This is a genomic window from Chondrinema litorale (assembly GCF_026250525.1).
In the GTDB taxonomy this organism is placed as follows: Bacteria; Bacteroidota; Bacteroidia; order Cytophagales; family Flammeovirgaceae; genus Chondrinema; species Chondrinema litorale.
In genome coordinates this window covers 4,603,562-4,620,572 of record NZ_CP111043.1, presented here as the reverse complement: position 1 = coordinate 4,620,572, position 17,011 = coordinate 4,603,562, and the positions used below count along the sequence as shown (strand labels likewise).

15 protein-coding genes are annotated in these 17,011 nt (G+C 32.6%); 7 read left to right on the top strand and 8 right to left on the bottom strand.

Going from position 1 to position 17,011, the window contains the following annotated elements; all coding sequences use genetic code 11:
- Positions 1 to 1,515, bottom strand: a complete 1,515-nt coding sequence (locus OQ292_RS19105; protein WP_284683748.1) for a sensor histidine kinase — start codon at positions 1,513 to 1,515, stop codon at positions 1 to 3.
- Positions 1,516 to 1,724: 209 nt separating this feature from the next.
- The gene (locus OQ292_RS19100; RefSeq protein ID WP_284683747.1) at positions 1,725 to 2,630 is read right to left on the bottom strand and encodes a 1,4-dihydroxy-2-naphthoate polyprenyltransferase; all 906 of its coding nucleotides are present in this window, start codon (positions 2,628 to 2,630) and stop codon (positions 1,725 to 1,727) included.
- A 171-nt stretch (positions 2,631 to 2,801) separates the two neighbouring features.
- Between OQ292_RS19100 and OQ292_RS19095 the strand changes: the two genes are divergently transcribed.
- Both OQ292_RS19095 and OQ292_RS19090 read left to right on the top strand, forming a co-directional pair.
- Positions 2,802 to 3,500 (top strand): SIR2 family NAD-dependent protein deacylase, encoded by a 699-nt coding sequence (locus OQ292_RS19095; protein ID WP_284683746.1) that lies wholly within the window; start codon positions 2,802 to 2,804, stop codon positions 3,498 to 3,500.
- A gap of 114 nt (positions 3,501 to 3,614) precedes the next feature.
- Positions 3,615 to 4,340, top strand: coding sequence for a DUF547 domain-containing protein (locus tag OQ292_RS19090; RefSeq protein WP_284683745.1), 726 nt, complete (start codon positions 3,615 to 3,617; stop codon positions 4,338 to 4,340).
- Here the strand turns inward: OQ292_RS19090 and OQ292_RS19085 are convergent.
- The 3 genes from OQ292_RS19085 to OQ292_RS19075 all read right to left on the bottom strand — a co-directional run bounded on the left by OQ292_RS19085 (position 4,337) and on the right by OQ292_RS19075 (position 6,650).
- Positions 4,337 to 4,843: an AP2/ERF family transcription factor gene (locus OQ292_RS19085; RefSeq protein ID WP_284683744.1), complete on the bottom strand. Its 507-nt coding sequence runs from the start codon at positions 4,841 to 4,843 to the stop codon at positions 4,337 to 4,339. The two genes, OQ292_RS19090 and OQ292_RS19085, sit on opposite strands and share 4 nt — an antisense overlap.
- Before the next feature lie 350 nt (positions 4,844 to 5,193).
- The gene (locus OQ292_RS19080) at positions 5,194 to 5,673 is read right to left on the bottom strand and encodes an Lrp/AsnC family transcriptional regulator (protein WP_284683743.1); all 480 of its coding nucleotides are present in this window, start codon (positions 5,671 to 5,673) and stop codon (positions 5,194 to 5,196) included.
- 251 nt (positions 5,674 to 5,924) lie between these two features.
- Positions 5,925 to 6,650, bottom strand: a complete 726-nt coding sequence (locus tag OQ292_RS19075; RefSeq protein WP_284683742.1) for a 1-(5-phosphoribosyl)-5-[(5-phosphoribosylamino)methylideneamino]imidazole-4-carboxamide isomerase — start codon at positions 6,648 to 6,650, stop codon at positions 5,925 to 5,927.
- Between the two features lie 127 nt (positions 6,651 to 6,777).
- Between OQ292_RS19075 and OQ292_RS19070 the strand changes: the two genes are divergently transcribed.
- From OQ292_RS19070 to OQ292_RS19060, 3 genes are read left to right on the top strand one after another with little or no spacing between them, the layout of a single operon-like run.
- Positions 6,778 to 7,293 (top strand): D-glycero-alpha-D-manno-heptose-1,7-bisphosphate 7-phosphatase, encoded by a 516-nt coding sequence (locus OQ292_RS19070; RefSeq protein ID WP_284683741.1) that lies wholly within the window; start codon positions 6,778 to 6,780, stop codon positions 7,291 to 7,293.
- A gap of 44 nt (positions 7,294 to 7,337) precedes the next feature.
- On the top strand, positions 7,338 to 8,393 hold the full coding sequence (locus tag OQ292_RS19065) for an N-acetyltransferase DgcN family protein (RefSeq protein ID WP_284683740.1): 1,056 nt from the start codon (positions 7,338 to 7,340) through the stop codon (positions 8,391 to 8,393).
- A 43-nt stretch (positions 8,394 to 8,436) separates the two neighbouring features.
- The gene (locus tag OQ292_RS19060) at positions 8,437 to 9,786 is read left to right on the top strand and encodes a sensor histidine kinase (protein WP_284683739.1); all 1,350 of its coding nucleotides are present in this window, start codon (positions 8,437 to 8,439) and stop codon (positions 9,784 to 9,786) included.
- On the opposite strand, the gene OQ292_RS19055 is transcribed toward OQ292_RS19060, so the two are convergent.
- Both OQ292_RS19055 and OQ292_RS19050 read right to left on the bottom strand, forming a co-directional pair.
- A complete protein-coding gene (locus OQ292_RS19055) occupies positions 9,787 to 10,758 on the bottom strand; it encodes a calcium/sodium antiporter (protein ID WP_284683738.1) in 972 nt (323 codons plus the stop codon). It abuts the gene before it with no gap.
- Positions 10,749 to 11,651: a sugar phosphate nucleotidyltransferase gene (locus OQ292_RS19050; RefSeq protein WP_284683737.1), complete on the bottom strand. Its 903-nt coding sequence runs from the start codon at positions 11,649 to 11,651 to the stop codon at positions 10,749 to 10,751. Before OQ292_RS19050 ends, OQ292_RS19055 begins: the two co-directional genes overlap by 10 nt.
- Before the next feature lie 340 nt (positions 11,652 to 11,991).
- On the opposite strand from OQ292_RS19050, the gene OQ292_RS19045 reads away from it, so the two are divergent.
- Both OQ292_RS19045 and OQ292_RS19040 read left to right on the top strand, forming a co-directional pair.
- Positions 11,992 to 13,392, top strand: coding sequence for a tetratricopeptide repeat protein (locus tag OQ292_RS19045; RefSeq protein ID WP_284683736.1), 1,401 nt, complete (start codon positions 11,992 to 11,994; stop codon positions 13,390 to 13,392).
- An 81-nt stretch (positions 13,393 to 13,473) separates the two neighbouring features.
- Positions 13,474 to 14,556: an alpha/beta hydrolase family protein gene (locus OQ292_RS19040; RefSeq protein ID WP_284683735.1), complete on the top strand. Its 1,083-nt coding sequence runs from the start codon at positions 13,474 to 13,476 to the stop codon at positions 14,554 to 14,556.
- Positions 14,557 to 14,603: 47 nt separating this feature from the next.
- Here OQ292_RS19040 and OQ292_RS19035 read toward each other — a convergent pair whose 3' ends face one another.
- Positions 14,604 to 17,006: a TonB-dependent receptor gene (locus OQ292_RS19035; RefSeq protein ID WP_284683734.1), complete on the bottom strand. Its 2,403-nt coding sequence runs from the start codon at positions 17,004 to 17,006 to the stop codon at positions 14,604 to 14,606.
- Positions 17,007 to 17,011 lie beyond the last annotated feature (5 nt).

The following is a 17,011-nucleotide window of genomic DNA, read 5'->3' as shown; positions in this document are numbered from 1 at the left end:
TTAAGCAGCCATTTCCTTTTGAGAAGCAACTTTAAGGTTGGGCAAATATACTTCGAAAGTCGTACCTTTTAGTTGAACTGATTTTACAGATATATCTCCTCCCATTTTCTTTACAATTTCTTGTACAATGTGTAAGCCCAGCCCAGAGCCGGGTTTTTCATTATCTGCTCTGTAGAACATCTGAAAAATATTAGGTAAATGCTCCTCAGCAATACCTTGTCCATTATCATCGATAATTACTTTTATACCTTCTCTATAATCAGTAATGTCAATATGAATATAAGGATGCTCTCTTCTGTGACTAATGTATTTAATAGAGTTAGAAATCAGATTACTAAAAACAATGTGTAATCTTTTAGAATCTGAATAAAACTCTTGGTTTATGTTAACATTAATAGTTTTCTCTATGGTTTCTGAGTAATCCATATAAGAATATTGATCTATTACATCTACAATCATTTTATCTAGATCAATCTCGTCTTTAGATAATTCTAGTCTTGCATTTCTAGAGTAATCCAGAATCTCAGAAATAAAGTTATCTAACTTGGTAAGACTTTTCTCTTGTAGATTAAAATACTGTCTTAAAACCTCAATATTTTCTTCTTTTCGCATAATCGAAATTAAGCCTATAGAAGATGCAATTGGAGACCTCAAATCGTGAGAAACACTATATACAAACTTATCTAATGCATTATTAATGCTTACAAGATCTTCATTTTTAACTTTAAGCTCTTGCTCAGACTGAGTAAGTTTTTGATTGACCGCATTTAAATGCTCTAAGTATTGCAGTAATTCTTCCTCTCCGGCTTTTAATTCTTCAGCTAACTGATCTTTTTCTGCAATTGATTCCTTTAACTCTTTATTTATATATGTAATCCTCTTATTCTTAAATGAAAGATCTTCAAAGGTTGGTTTGAAAATAAAGATTACTTCAAAAAGCAAAATTAGAATTGTAAGTCCTGCTAGGGCTAATTCTATAATTTGGAGATTATTTATTTTATCAGAAAGCATATGATGATACCTTGATATTACCAAGTCATAATCATCATTTAAAAATCGTTTTGTAGTAACCAGATTATCAAAAATTTTAGCTCTGGATTCATCATTAATATCAATCAATAATAACTTCTTAGAATAGTTAGTAAATCTATTATAGTGTGGAGTTAGTTTATTTATCAATCTCTCATTAACTTCATCTACTCCAATAGATTTATTTTCTTCATTAAAAAGTATAAAGTGATATTTATCGTAAACTGAAATGTAGTCTAAGATTTTATTTTTTTCATCGTTACTTCCAGTATAAAACTTGAGCGCCTCAACTATTTTATAAGTATACTCTTTCTGATTCTCTGCAATCTCAAGAAGATAGGCATATTCTTTTTGTACTCCTATGTGTGATTGAGTAATTACTTGTGTTCCTCCAACCAAACTTAAAACAGTAAAGACAGCCAAAACATACAGATAGCGTCTGAAGTTCTCTCTAATCTTTCCTATATATTTTAAAAATACTTTCAACACAATAAATCTAGATAATACACTGATCTAAGTAGAAATTGTAATTTTCTAAGATCACATTGAGTGCATATGTAATTTGCACTATTTGAGTATTAAACTAGAATATTGCAGTATTATTGAAAGTTATAAATTCAATTATATTACATGTTAATCAATCATAAAATAGGCTGATTCATAACAAAAAAGGTGTAATATACTACTGTAAACAATCAAATTAATTGACCAATCCCGAAAGACATTACAAAAAGTAAGCTTGTTAAAGCCATTTGTTTAAGAAAAGGATCTAGTTCTGAAGGGCTTTTTTTAGTGTATACAGCCTTTATATTTAAACCTAAGAAAGGCAACACAAGTAAGAACAAAAATTGATAGGCTGTTTGATAATGCAAAATAACATAACCAAAAGCAGTTATTAAGCCGGAGATTAAAAGAATCAGATGGTAAAATCTTGCTTTTGTAGCTCCAATTCTTACAGGTATAGACCTTTTGCCTGCCTTTTTATCAGACTCTATATCTCTAATATTATTAATATTTAATACAGCTGTAGCAAAAAAACCACAACTACTTGCCGGTAATAATATATCCCAGGTAAAACTCTCTGTGAATAGATAAAAAGTACCTGCTACTCCTACCCAACCAAAAAATATCATTACAGAAATGTCTCCTAATCCTGCATAACCATATGGCTTACTACCTGCTGTATAAGTTATTGCTGCACCAATAGACAAAACACCTAAAACAAGAAATATTAAAAAGTATAAGATTTTCTCAACACCCAAAGAATAATATAATAAACCTATTCCTGAGGCAAGAGAAAATAACACGAATAGTATCATCGCATTCTTCATGGCATTAGCAGTTATTTTGCCAGCCTGTACACTTCTAGAAGGGCCTAATCTATCTACACTATCTGCACCATGTTTAGAGTCACCGTAATCGTTGGCCAGATTAGAAAGTACCTGAAGAAAAATTGTAGTTGTAATACAGAGAGTTAAAATTATAGGATCAAAATTTCCATACGAAGCTGCCAGAAAACTCCCCATCCCTATACTTGCCAATGATAATGGCAATGTTCTAAGCCTAAAAGCTTCTATCCAATCTGCAATGCTACTTTTCATTTATCTAATTAAAATTTTATTCAAATATATAGAGAATAATTTTTTACAAATTACTATTTCTTAAAATCGTTGCTCAAATGAACTCACGCTTGGGCAAATCTACTTTTTAAGAAAGGAAATTGTTTAATCTGTTTATTCAATATATTTTTAATGTTGAAACTAAAACTCAATATGAAAAAGAAAAAGCTAATAGTTTTATCGGGTGCTGGTATTAGTGCTGAAAGTGGTATAGCAACATTTAGAGCGAGTAACGGATTATGGGAAGGACATGATGTTAACAAAGTAGCTACTTACGATGGTTGGTTAAAAGATAAAGAATTAGTGCTCAATTTCTACAACGAAAGAAGAAAAAAGGCTTTAGAAGCAGAACCAAATGAAGGCCATAAGATTCTGGCAAATTTCCAAAAATATTTTGATACTACTATTATTACCCAAAACGTAGACAACCTACACGAAAGAGCGGGCTCCAAAAATGTAATCCATTTACATGGAGAATTATTTAAGTCTCGAAGCACTGTAGACGAAAACTTAGTTTACAATATAGACGGATGGGAAATTAAACTAGGCGATAAATGTGAAAAAGGCTCTCAATTAAGACCTCATATTGTATGGTTTGGCGAGATGGTTCCAATGATGGACTTAGCTGTACAAAAAGCAATAGAAGCTGATATTTTTATAGTGGTAGGAACCTCTCTTTTAGTATATCCTGCAGCAGGTTTAATAGATTATGTACATGACGAAGTCCCCAAATACATAGTCGATCCTGAATTACCTCCAATATCTCGAAGACCAAACTTGCATCTATTTCCAGATATAGGAAGTGTAGGTCTAAAAAAGGTTTCAGAAGAAATTATACAGCATTATGCTTAATATTGTCTAGTAATTCCTCAACGTACAACAGTGAATATAATTTAATGACTCAATTTTGACAATCAATATCAGTTTATAAAGATAAAATATTAATAATCTTATAATTCTGACAAAATGTCAATCAAAGTTCTCTTATTATTAATCGCATTTTTCACAACAGTTAATTTATCAGCTCAAAAGTTGGAGAAGTTCTTTATTGATGCAGATGTATTCTTCAAAAAATGGGTTGTGGAAGGCAATATCAATTATTCAAAATTAAAATCACATTACGATGAAATTGAAAATCTTCACATTCAAATTTCAAATGCTAATTTATCTGATGCTACAGATGAAGAAAAGAAAGCATTTTACATTAATACCTACAACATTCTAGTAATTCAACAAATTACTAAACATTATCCGATTAAATCAGCGCTAGATAAAAGCGGTTTCTTCGACAAGTTTAATCATAAAATCGCCGGTGAAATGATGAGCCTAGATCGCTTAGAAAAGAAAAACCTAATTTTAAAATATAAGGATCCAAGAGTTCATTTTGCACTCGGTTGCGCAGCAATTAGTTGCCCCAAGTTGGCAAACTATGCTTATACTCCCCAAAGTATTGAACATCAGCTAACAAATAACACCCGTACTTCTTTAAATGACTCAAATATCATTTATACAGATAAAGCGCAACGGAAGTTAACCATATCTAAAATATTTGACTGGTACCATTCAGATTTTGGAAATACAAATAAAGGTGTATTGAATTTTATAAATCAATACAGAGATAAAAAAATACCCGAAAATTATTTATTGGAATTTAAGGAGTATAACTGGAAACTTAATTTAACTAGTAATTAAACATCCATAGACTCATATTTTGCTCTGTAGTTAAGGCTTTTGGTGAGTCCGAATCTTTTAAAAGATTCTTCATCATAAGCCTTAGCTGCTTCTTCTGCAGTAGAATACATCCCTAAATATATTCTTTCTCCTTTATCGTAGATTACTGCTCTAAATTTATTTCCGTCTTTAGAAACACCTCTAAACCCAGTTGTCGTTGACTGCTCTCTTCTAAGCTCTGCCATTGTTGTATATTCAATGTTATCTAATTGACAATCGAGCTTGTTTCCATTAATCATTCTTACAAATAATTTCTTTTCAGTACTAGGTGTCTGTAGAAATTGCTCAGCAAGTAACTTGTGCAGATACAAAGTGTTTATTCTACCGAATCTGGTAAACTGATACACCGCATACCCTGCAGAATGTAACCTCCATCCCTTATCAAGTCCTTGTTTCTTAAGATAAGCAAAACCTTTTCTACAAACTTTAACTTTTTTTGTAGAGTTAATCAGGTTTAAATGCATAAGATAAACATTTTAAAGATTAGATATTCTTACACTTAGTAGTAATAATTTGGAAATAATTAGCTTTACAGTTACAGATGTAACTGCATTGAGTTTTTTATAATAATTGATGATGGATAAGCCTGAAGTACAAAAAAGCGATCAGGCTTTGAGGATGATTAATAAAAGCGTTAAACAGTATGTAAATATAGCTTTATTCTGTTAAAAATTAACATTTATAAACAAAAAATAAGGCTTATAGTAAAAGTAAAACTTAAATTTTTTTAAGCCTAAGAATAAAGTATTAATATTTTTCAAAAAAATAGCCCGGTATGAAAAACATATCGGGCTATTTTTTTGAAGTAAATTTTTTACATTTTCTCTACAGGTATCACTTTAGTGTCTTTGGGTGTAGACATAATGATCATTGAGTTATACTCTGCGACCTCTGTAATTGTGCTTATCTTCTCACTAAGAACTGCTTCGAACGAAGCTAAGTCTTTAGCTACTATTCTAAGTAAAAAATTATACTCACCACTTACACTGTGGCATTCCATAACTTCATCAACTTTATTTATCTTTCCTAAAAAGGATTCCACACTTTTCTTATCAAACCTGTTGACTTTAACACTTACAAAAGAATTCACATCGAAGCCTAGTAACTGACCATTTAGCTTAGCGTGATAACTTTCTATAATTCCTGTGTTTTCTAACTTCTTAACTCTTTCTAAGGTAGGAGCTGGAGAGAGATCTATATCTTTTGAAAGTTGAGCATTCGTAATTTTCGCATGCTTTTGTAATATAGTCAGGATTTTACGGTCAGTTTGATCTAATTTAATAGATGCACTCATTTCTTTTTCTTTTAATATTAAAGACAATTGATTATTAGCTGTTTTTAACAATTACTAATATAAAAATTATTAATTGGCAATTTATAAAAAATAAAAGTATTTCAAAATTTTCAATATTAATTTATATGTATATACAATAATTTTTTTTGTTAAAAACTGTAATACAGATTTAAAAGTATAAAAAAAATACTTTTAAAGGTATTTTATAACGGTTTTTATATTGTTAACTGAGCCCTAAGAACAAAATTTAATCAATTTGACAGGTATTGTGAAATCTCTTTTAGTGAGATCTTGTTTTCGTAATACGCTTTACCAATAATTGCTGCGTAAACGCCCATTTCTTCCAACTTCTTTACATCGTCTAAACTACTTATACCACCACTAGCAAGCAATTTTATTCCAGAGAATTTTTTTAAAATGTCTTCATATATTGCAAAAGCTGGCCCTTCTAGTAATCCATCCTTTGCCACATCGCTACATTTTACATACAAAATACTTTTATTGTAGTAGTTACTGATATGCTCCATCAGATCAGTTTCCGTTTTTGTTTGCCAACCTCTTATACTAATCTTTCCATTTAGCGCATCTGCACTCAATGTTATTTTACTTCTTCCATAAGAAATAATCCAAGAAGAAAATAAATTAGGATTTTTAATAGCCAAACTCCCTACTGTAACAGACTTAGCACCGTATTCAAAAACTTTAATTATATCTCCATCTGTATTTACTCCACCTCCGAAGTTAACATTTAGATCAGTATGTCCACAAATTAAGCCCAATGCATCGTAGTTTACGACTTGTCCTTTTTTTGTGCCGTCAAGATCAATTAAATGAACATTTTTTATTCCATGATCTTCGAATTTTTTAGCAATATCAATCGGGCTTTCTTTATACTCGATTCTATTTTTATAATTACCTTGGGCAAGTCTTACTACCTTACCACCGATAATAGATATTGAAGGTATAATTTGTATCATATGTGCTGTTAATTGATTTTTATATTCCAAATATAGATAAATATGGTCTGTACTTTCTTTTTTAATTATGCTTTTTAAAAGGATTTTTTATTCTTTTGAAATTTTTGAACTATAAAAACAAATCAAATTGAATAAATGTATATTTCTCGATAGAGATGGAGTATTGAATGTAGAAAGAGGTGAATATTCATACAAGCCTGAAAATTTTATTATAGAATATAATGTACCTGAAGCTTTGGAAATCTTAAAAAAGCAAGGCTATTGTTTGGTGGTAATTACCAATCAGGCGGGTATTGCAAAAGGGCTTTATTCAGCAGAAGATGTTTTAAGATGCCACGAAACACTTCAAAACTCTTGCAAGCACATTATAGATAAATTATACTTCTCTCCTTATCATCCACACTATACAGAATCGCTTAGCAGAAAGCCAGATTCTTTGATGTTTGAGAAAGCAATTGCCAAATTTAATATCGATCCCGAAAAATCTTTTATGATTGGAGATAAGGAAAGGGACCTTATTCCAGCCAAAAAGCTCAACATTAATACAGTTTTAGTAGCTAAGAATCAAAAAGAAACAATTGCCGATTTTACTTTCGAAAATCTCTATGATTTTAGCCAGAATATTGAGCTAATTGAAAAATAAGCTTTAGATTCAAACAAATTTTTTAACTCAATTTTTTAAAATTTATGGAAGGAACTGCACTGATCATCACAAACGGATACTTTATGTTAAATGACGCTAAAACTGCTCATGGGCTGGTTAGAGGTACTGAAAGATATAAAATAGCAGGTGTTATTGATCATAAATGTGCAGGGAAAGATGCTGGTGAAGTATTAGACGGAAAACACAGAGATATCCCGGTTTTTGAATCATTAGATCACGCATTAAAAACCTTAAATTATAAGGTAGATTATGGAATTATTGGTGTGGCAACCCACGGAGGTTACTTACCAGATGAGCTACTAAAAGTAGTGAAGTTATTTCTAGAGAATGGAATTTCTATTGTAAATGGTTTACACGATTTGGTAAGCAACCGAATAGAAATGCGTGAATTGGCAGAGAGAAATGGCTGTAAAATATTTGATATAAGAAAACCTAGAACTTTTAACGAACTCCACTTCTGGACCGGAAAAATTAAAGAAGTTGTTGCACCAAAAATTGCAGTTTTAGGGACTGAATGTGCTATTGGCAAAAGAACAACTGCCAGAATGCTTACTCAGTCGACTAAAAAGTATGGTTTGAAATCAGAGATGATTTACACAGGCCAAACAGGTTGGTTACAAGGAGGAAAATATGGTTTTATATTCGATTGTACACCAAACGATTTTATCTCTGGTGAGATTGAGAATGCCATTTATAATTGCTACAAAGAAGCTAAACCAGATGTGATTTTTGTTGAGGGTCAATCTGCTTTAAGAAACCCATCTGGCCCTTGCGGTTCAGAATTCTTGCTTTCTGGTAAAATGGACGGTGTTATTTTACAGCACCAACCAACTAGGCTGTATTTCGACGATGAAGAAGAGTATGGTAAACTTCCAGAAATCGAAGAAGAAATTGCACTTATAAAAATGTATGGGGTAAAAACATTGGCAATTACGTTAAACACCTATGGCTTAGCTCCAAACGAAATAAAAGAAGTACAAAAAGAATATGCAGAAAGAACAGGTATACCTGTAATTCTACCACTTCAAGAAGGTGTAGATGAAATAACAGAATTATTGAAAAAAGTTTTTATGCTGTAAAAATTTAAGTGAAATAATCATCTAATCTTCAGCTAAATAAATTATGTTTTTAAAAAGTTACAGGGTAAATATTTTATTCAGAATTCTTCTGCTTATTCTATCAATTACCCTGTTTCTTTATTGTTTCTTTATCATACATAAACACCTTAGAGCATTTTATGTATTTGTGCTCATTTCCCTTCAATTTTTTGAGTTTTTTTATTTTACTGACAAAGTAAACAGAGACCTCAGCAACTTTATGTTGGCGGTTACAAACAACGACTTCTCAAGTCATTTTGGAGGCATTAGAGGAAACTCATTTGAAAAACTTTATAATTCCTTCAACCAGATTAGTAATAGAATGCAAGAGCTTAACAATGAGCGTGAAATGCATTTTTTACAACTACAGACTCTTATAGATCATATTGATATTGGAATTTTAAGTTTTGATAAAACGGGTGAAATTCTGCTCCTCAACCCTTTTATGAAGGAGAAAATTCTAAATAGCAAATTAGTTAGACCACGAAATATTAATGAACTCAAGAATAATATAAATAATCGTGCATCTATTTTCGACATGAAACCTGGCGAGCGAAAGCTACTGAAAATTGAGTTTCAAAATCAGTTGATGTTAGTATCATTTCAGGCTAGTGCTTTTAAGCTGAAAGACAAGTACTTTACGCTTATTTCTGCTCATGATATAAAAAGCGAGCTAGTTGGTCAGGAATTGGACTCATGGCAAAAACTCATTAGAATCCTCACCCATGAAATTATGAATTCTGTCGCACCAATTACTTCATTGTCTTCCACACTTTTAGAGATTGTTAAGCATCAAATACATTCTGATACTGTTATCCCCACTTTTCATCATAATAATTTAATTAATGGTTTATCTGCCATTGAAGATCGTGGAAATGGATTGTTAAATTTTACCGAAGCTTACAAAAACCTAACTAGGCTACCTCAGCCAATTTTCAAAAATGTTGACTGCTATAGTTTAATAAAAAGTGTAATAGCGCTGTATCAACCAGTTTTATATGAAAATGGCATCAATTTAAATTTAGAGCGAGTAGAGAAAACATTAAGCTTAACAGCAGACCCAAACTTGTTGGAACAAGTCTTTATTAATCTTCTAAATAATGCGGCAGATGCTTTACAAGGTACTGAAAACCCTGAGATTAAAGTTTCAATTTTCGAAAATGAAAATAAAAGAATTTGTTTTACAGTAGCAGATAATGCTTGCGGAATGGATACTGAGACTATGGAACAAATTTTTATTCCCTTTTATACTACTAAAGAAAGAGGTTCTGGAATTGGCTTAAGCTTTTGCCGACAAGTTATGTATTTACACAGAGGAGAAATTTTAGTAAGCTCTGCAACAGGAAAAGGCACAAAATTCACCTTAATCTTTTAACTACACCCTTACAAATACAAAATAGATATAAGCGATAAAAAACAGTAAAAAGAAAAAAGATTGCCACCTATCTAATCGCTTTAGCCTGCCAGAAAACATGCCTACAAATAACAATACAGTACCAAAAAAGAAGAAATTTAGATCAAAGTTAAATCCTTTGTTATAGGGCAACTCGTGTACAATACCAGAAACTCCCAATACAAATAAGAAATTAAACATACTGGAACCAATAACATTACCGAATGCTAAACCCGGTTGTTTTCTGTAAACTGCTATGGTCGATGTAACCAACTCTGGTAAAGAGGTAAAAGTGGCAATTATAGTTAATCCAAAAAACCTACGGGTAACTTCAAAAAAGTTAGATATACTGGTTGCTTTATCTACAATTAAATCACCACCAAAAGAAGTCGCCAATGAGCCCCCTCCTATCAACAACAATATTTTCCAAGTGGGTACAATTTTAACTTCCTTTTCTACTCTGTTTAAACCGGTACCTTTTAAATGAGCAAAGATGAATAATAGATAAAGAACAAATAAAAACAGTAGTAGCACTCCATCCAATCTTGATATTTCGTTCACATCTTTATCGAAGAACAAAGCATCATTACAAAGTACAAACACTAGAATAGAAATAACTATTAATAGAGGAATCTCCTGCCAAATAGTCCTATTGGGTAAGTTGAAAGGAATTATTAATCCAACTAACCCTAAAATTACATATAAATTAAAGATATTTGCACCAATAATTGTGGCAAATACCATATTATGAAAACCTCTATAAGAGGATACGGCATTTACCACTAATTCTGGCATTGAAGTACCAAAAGCCAGTACCGTTACTCCAACTAGCAAATCTGGAATGGCATATCTTTGTGCCAAGGCACTGGCTCCATTTATAAGAAATTGTGCTCCCTTTATAAGAAGTATAAATCCGATTATCAGGAATGAAATATCCAGTATTATCAGGCCCATAAATCTTTAGGGTAAACCCCTTGTTCTACAAGTGCTTTTAATTTTTCAACAGCAATTTCTTTGTCTTCTCTGTAAGTTACACCAAACCATTTTTCAGGCGTATCAAGTACTTTCATTTTGGCGGTACCAGAGTTAATAAGATTATTTACTACTGTTGGAATAAAATATTCAGATTTTGGAGTATTCAAATGTTCTTTAAGAAAATCTATAAACTGGCTTTTGTAATGATCCATTACAGACGGTGGAAAACCCATCATGTTCATAGATGCTACTTCATTTCCAGTTAGAGGTATGCGTTCTTCATTTTCTACATAAGCGATTTGCCCTTCTTGTTTGTTAATCTTAGTACGCTCAACAATACTTAAAAGAAAATCTTCTTCGTCTGTTTGGCAAATACCACGAGAAACACTTCCATGATCAGACAAGGTGTTATGCAATCTGTAACCAACCATACAATAATTGGTTGAAGAAAGCTCCATATTAGATAGATAATCTGCTAATGCTTTAAATGAAGCATAGCCATAAAAATCATCAGCATTAATTACTGCAAAAGGTGTATCAATAGCATCAGCAGCAACAAGAATCGCATGTCCTGTTCCCCAAGGCTTTACTCTTTCTTCTGGCAATTCAAAACCTTCAGGTAAAGCATTTAGCTCTTGCAATACATATTCAACAGAAATTTTACCTTCTAATTTCTTGATAAACATTTCCTTAAAATCTTCCTCAATTGCTTTGTTAATAACAAAAACAATTTTTCCAAAACCAGCCTGAATAGCATCATAAATAGAATAATCGATGATTGCTTCACCAGAAGGTCCGTAAGTATCCATTTGTTTAAGTCCTTTGTAGCGACTTCCCAATCCTGCCGCAAGAATCAATAAGGTAGGTTTCATCTAAAAAAATCAGTGTTGTAAAAGAAAAAAATAAATATTGAATCTATTCTTCAATGCAATTTTACAGTTTTTAGCATGAAAGCTAAGTAAAATTCATCTTTTTTATGATAAAAATACTTTCATAAATTTGGTCTACACTTTCGACCACAGCGCAGACAAACAGTAAAAAACTTTAATCTAAGCAAAATTTGCCCCATTAAGAACCTGTTCTATGTGTAACTGCTAATTTTTATAAATTAATAATCAATTCTGAATACTTTAACAGTACATAGGTTACTAAAACCAATTAAGTCTCGTTAACAAGTATCAGTTTTTACAAAAACAATTTAACCTGACATTTATGAAAACTTTTTTATCTGTTTTTTTAACATGCTTGTTTTTAAGTATTACGCTTTTAGCTCAGGAAAAACAGGAAGATCAAGCCTTAGAATACATTAAGACAGGTAATACCTTAAGAGAAGCCGCACAATACCAAAGATCAGAAGAATTTTTACTGAAAGGCCTTAATGCCATTAAAGATAAAAATAAATATTGGGAAGCTTCTGCCTATGAAAATCTAGGACTTTTGTATCGTGATCAAAGCAGAAGTGACGATGCAATTGTCAATTTTAGAAAGGCACTAAAAATTTACCAATCTTTAAGAAGTGCAACTAGTGTAAAAGCTGTAACCGCTTTGTTAGAAGGTGTTGAAGAAATTGAAAAATTATATGCAGGCATCGAGATCGGCGCAAAAGGTGTTAAACTGAGTGTTGTAGGCATTAGACTTGGTATTGATGGTCATTATCTTTTTGATATTAAAGAAGATACATCAATAAACCCAAACATTATAAGTCTGTCTGACAAAGCAATAGAAGAAGCAGTAGATGCAGTAAACGAATTTTATTCTCACATAAAAAAAGAATACAAAATTCCAGAAGACAAAGTCTTTATTGTTGCCAGTAGTGGTGTAATGACAGAAACAAAAAAGAAAGGCAAGCTGGAAGAAGTGAAGAAAAAGATTAATGATGGTGTTAAAGGCTATAGTAAGGAAATCCATTTTATCACACCAGAAGAAGAAGCTTTTTACGCAATTAAAGGATCTACACTACCAAGATACAGAGCTATATCAACCACAATAGATATTGGCAGTGGAAACACGAAAGGAGGCTTTTTAGTAGGTAAAAAACTCGATCAATTATCTCCACTTACATTTGAGTTCGGCACAGGTACTTTTGCACAGAAAATTGCTGAAAACAAAATTGAGATGTTGCAGGGTTACGATAGCGTAGCCAGATACCTTGCTAAAGAATATGTTTATCAGGATGTGAAAAAAGAACTATCTGAAAACGCTGGATTTAGAACAAGAAGAATTGTACACTTGGCTGGTGGCGCACCTTGGGCTGTTGTTACTTTAATGTATCCAGAAAAAGTAGAAGAAATGTTTGTTCAGGTATCTCCTGCTGACATAAGAAAATTCAGAATAAATGTGATGAAAGAGCATGAACTTGTTACTGCTCCTAACCTCAATTACATTACTGATGAAAATATCAGGGCAAAGGCACAGTCCGAAATTGATAGGCTAAACAAGTCTTTTACCCGAGAAGAAATGATTGCCGGTTCTATTATTCTAGATGCTTTAGTTTACCAGTTAAATAGTGATGTACCTAAGAAATTCTATTATGCAAGACTTGGTTACATTGGCTGGATTACTGGCTATATAATGGAAGCAGTTGCAAATGAATACGCCCTCTTAGACGAATAGTCTCAATCCATTTCACAAAGAATAATTTAGGTTTATGTTTTATATATTCGAGGAATTATAATTCATAAACCTAATTTTTAAATGAGAAAACACCTATTAGTAATTTTAACATTACTGACTTTACCCCTAATTAGCATTGCACAGGAAACTGTCGAAGAACTCAAAAAAGAAATTGAAACGCTAAACAATCGAGTTAGTGATTTAAGACACAGTTTTAATTCACTAGAAAAATCAATCGATGACATTTACTGGTACGACCGAGTTGGTGATGCCGCTTATGTCGACAAAGTAATTCTAACAGGTCCCAAACCCAGAGTTGAAAAAAATCCAACAGCACAGGGAGCTGGAAATCCACTAAAATTTTACACTTATATTTTTATCCCAAAAGGGATTGATACTAAAAAAAAGTACCCCCTTTTAGTATTTCCACATGGTGGAGTGCATAGTAACTTTAATACCTATTACACCCATATTATTAAAGAGTTAGTTGCTCAGAAGTACATTGTTGTAGCACCAGATTACAGAGGTAGTACTGGTTATGGCAAAGGATTTTATGAGCAAATTGATTACGGAGGGTTAGAAATTCAAGACACCAAAGCTTCTAGAGATTACATGATAGAAAACTATAGCTTTATAGATGAATCTCGCGTAGGAATAATGGGTTGGAGTCATGGAGGTTTAATTACGCTAATGAATATTTTCGAATTCCCAGAAAGTTACAAAGTGGCTTATTCTGGTGTGCCTGTTAGCGATTTAGTTGCTCGTATGGGCTATAAAACACAGCGATACAGAGAGTTGTATTCTGCAGATTACCACATTGGCAAATCCGCTTATGCAGATGTTGATGAATACCGAAAAAGATCTCCAGCATGGAATGCACATAAACTGCAAACCCCGCTTTTAATTCATACAAACACCAATGATGAAGATGTAAACGTGCTTGAAGTAGAGCATCTCATAAAATCGCTAAAAGCGGAGAACAAAAAGTTTGAATATGAGATTTACGAAGACATGCCCGGTGGCCATGCTTTTGATAGATTAGATACTAAAAAAGCAAAAGAAATCAGATTAAAAGTATATAAGTTTTTAAATGGATATTTAAAGCCAGAAAGTGGTTTTAAAACATTAGCAGAATTAGAGCAAGCTGCTTATACAGACTTTTAATCTGTTTAAACAAAGCCTTGTAATTAATTTGCGAGGCTTTGTTGCTTCTAGTATTTTGCTTTCATCTTAATGTTTAAGAATCGCTGAGATAGACTATTAGGAACTGCATAAACATTGCCATCAAAATCTGGAATCCAATTAAAAGAAATGTGATTTTCAGAACCAAACAAATTAAGCACCTCTAACCCTACCCATATAGATTCCAATTTTCTTTTATCACTTTTTTGTTTGATCTTAAATATCTTAGAAAAGCCAATATCAGACCTTACATAATCGGAACCTGACCTTAAAGAAGCTCTAAATTCTGGAGAGTCTGGTGGCCCATAAGGTAAACCAGAACCGTACAAACCACGAATATATACCCTGATGCTTGGATCATTTGGTAAGTGATCTTCAAAAAAGAGATTAAAGGTTACTCGTTGGTCAGATGGTCTTCTAATGTATCCACGATTATCACCAGGAACATCTTCTCTAGCTTGCATATAGCTCAAACTAATCCAAGATTCTGTACCGGGAATAAACTCTCCACTCAACCTAAAATCTGCCCCATATACATACGCAACTGCATCATTATTTGCATAATATCGCAATCGAACATTATCAATATCATAAGGCACCACATCCCAAAGGTTCTTATAATAAAGCTCTGTTATAAATTTAAATGGCCTAGTCCATAGGTTTAGATTCCAGTCAATTCCGAGAATAGCATGTATCGATTGTTGGGCTTTTAAGTCTCGATTGAGCTTCCCTTGAAAATCTCGGAGTTCCCGATAAAATGGTGGTTGAGAATACATACCCACGGCCGCTTTAAATACGATATCGTTTTGCCAGTAAAATGGAGAAAAAGAATATTGAATTCGTGGATTAAATACCCATTGTCCATTTACATTCCAATAACTCACTCTACCACCATAGGTTATAGAATGTGATTTACCTAACTGATGTCTGGCTTGCAAATAAGCAGACAACCTTGTTGAACCGAGTGAATTATTACTGGCAATTAACTCATCTAACTGCACATAATCGGCAGAGTCCATAAATGTATATTCATAAAGCTCATCATCTATCTGCTCGCCAGATAAGCGAAAACCTACTTCAATCGTTGTATGATTCCATAAAGCGAAAGTATTTCTATTTTCAACAGAGGTCGCAGTGGCATCTAATAAGTTTCTACCATAATGATATTGCGAGCCGAAACCTCTCACATAAATACACTCATTAAAACCATCTGAATCTGTATTGGTATTTACATCACACAAAAAATAGCCTCCTTCCACATTAATGTATTCACGCTCTCGCGTCTTCATAAATGAAGCATACACCTCACTAATTACTTTGCTACTAAATTTATGTTTTAATTTTAAACCTCCCTGAAAGGTATCGTAATTCATCTCCTCAGCACCAACATACAAAACACTTAGCCTAAAAGCCTGACCAAATGTACCAAAATTCGTAACACTTGATTCTGGTTGTAGTTCGTATCTATTTCGTGCATAAGATGTAAGAATGGATAATTCTGTATTTCCTTCTCTCTTGTTTTTGCCAGACAAATCGAAGGTGATGTAATTTTGCCAATCTGTAAAACGAGGTAAATATTGGCCATTGGTTTCGAGCGTATTTAAAAGGTATTTTGACGACTTATGCCTTAGTCCGGTAATGAACCTTATTTTTCTGTTTTTACTGCTTCCTTCCACATGAAAAGTACCACCAAGTAAACTAGCAGAGGCAGAAGCTTTAAACTCTTCAGGTTTTTTATAATCTACATTTAATACTGATGAGAGTTTATCTCCATACTTTGGTTGCCACCCTCCCGAAGAAAAGGTTACATTATCTACCATATCGGTATTTATAAAACTTAAACCTTCTTGTTGGCCTGCTCTTACTAAAAACGGTCTGTAAATCTGTATGCCGTTTACATAAACTAGGTTTTCATCAAAATTACCACCTCGCACAGCATATGAAGCTGATAGCTCATTATTACCTGTAATACCAAGACCTCCACCAGAAATTAAAGCCTGATTAAAATCGCCAAATGGTGTAGGAATCGCTTCTAGTGTTTTAGGATTTAACTCTATTGTTCCAACTTCTTCGCGGGAATTGTCAATAACTTCAGTAACTTCTACACCTTCGAGCATCACTGTATTATAGCTCAAAGTAATATTTAATTCTCTGGATTCCCCTCTATTCAGCTTTAAAGGTATAGTTCTTCTTAAAAACTCACTATGGCTAAAAATTAAACTAATGGTAGAGTCTGCAGGCAGTGTAAGGCTATATTTTCCATTGTCGTTTGAGGTAGTTCCTTTGCTAGAACCTTCAATCAAGATATTTACAAGACTCACAGGTTTACCTATTGAATCTTGAACTGTACCATAAACTTGTGTTGATTGACCTTTACATAAAAGTATACTAAAGAAAAAAAGAGGTAAAAAAGTAAGGTAAATTTTATGCATTTGGC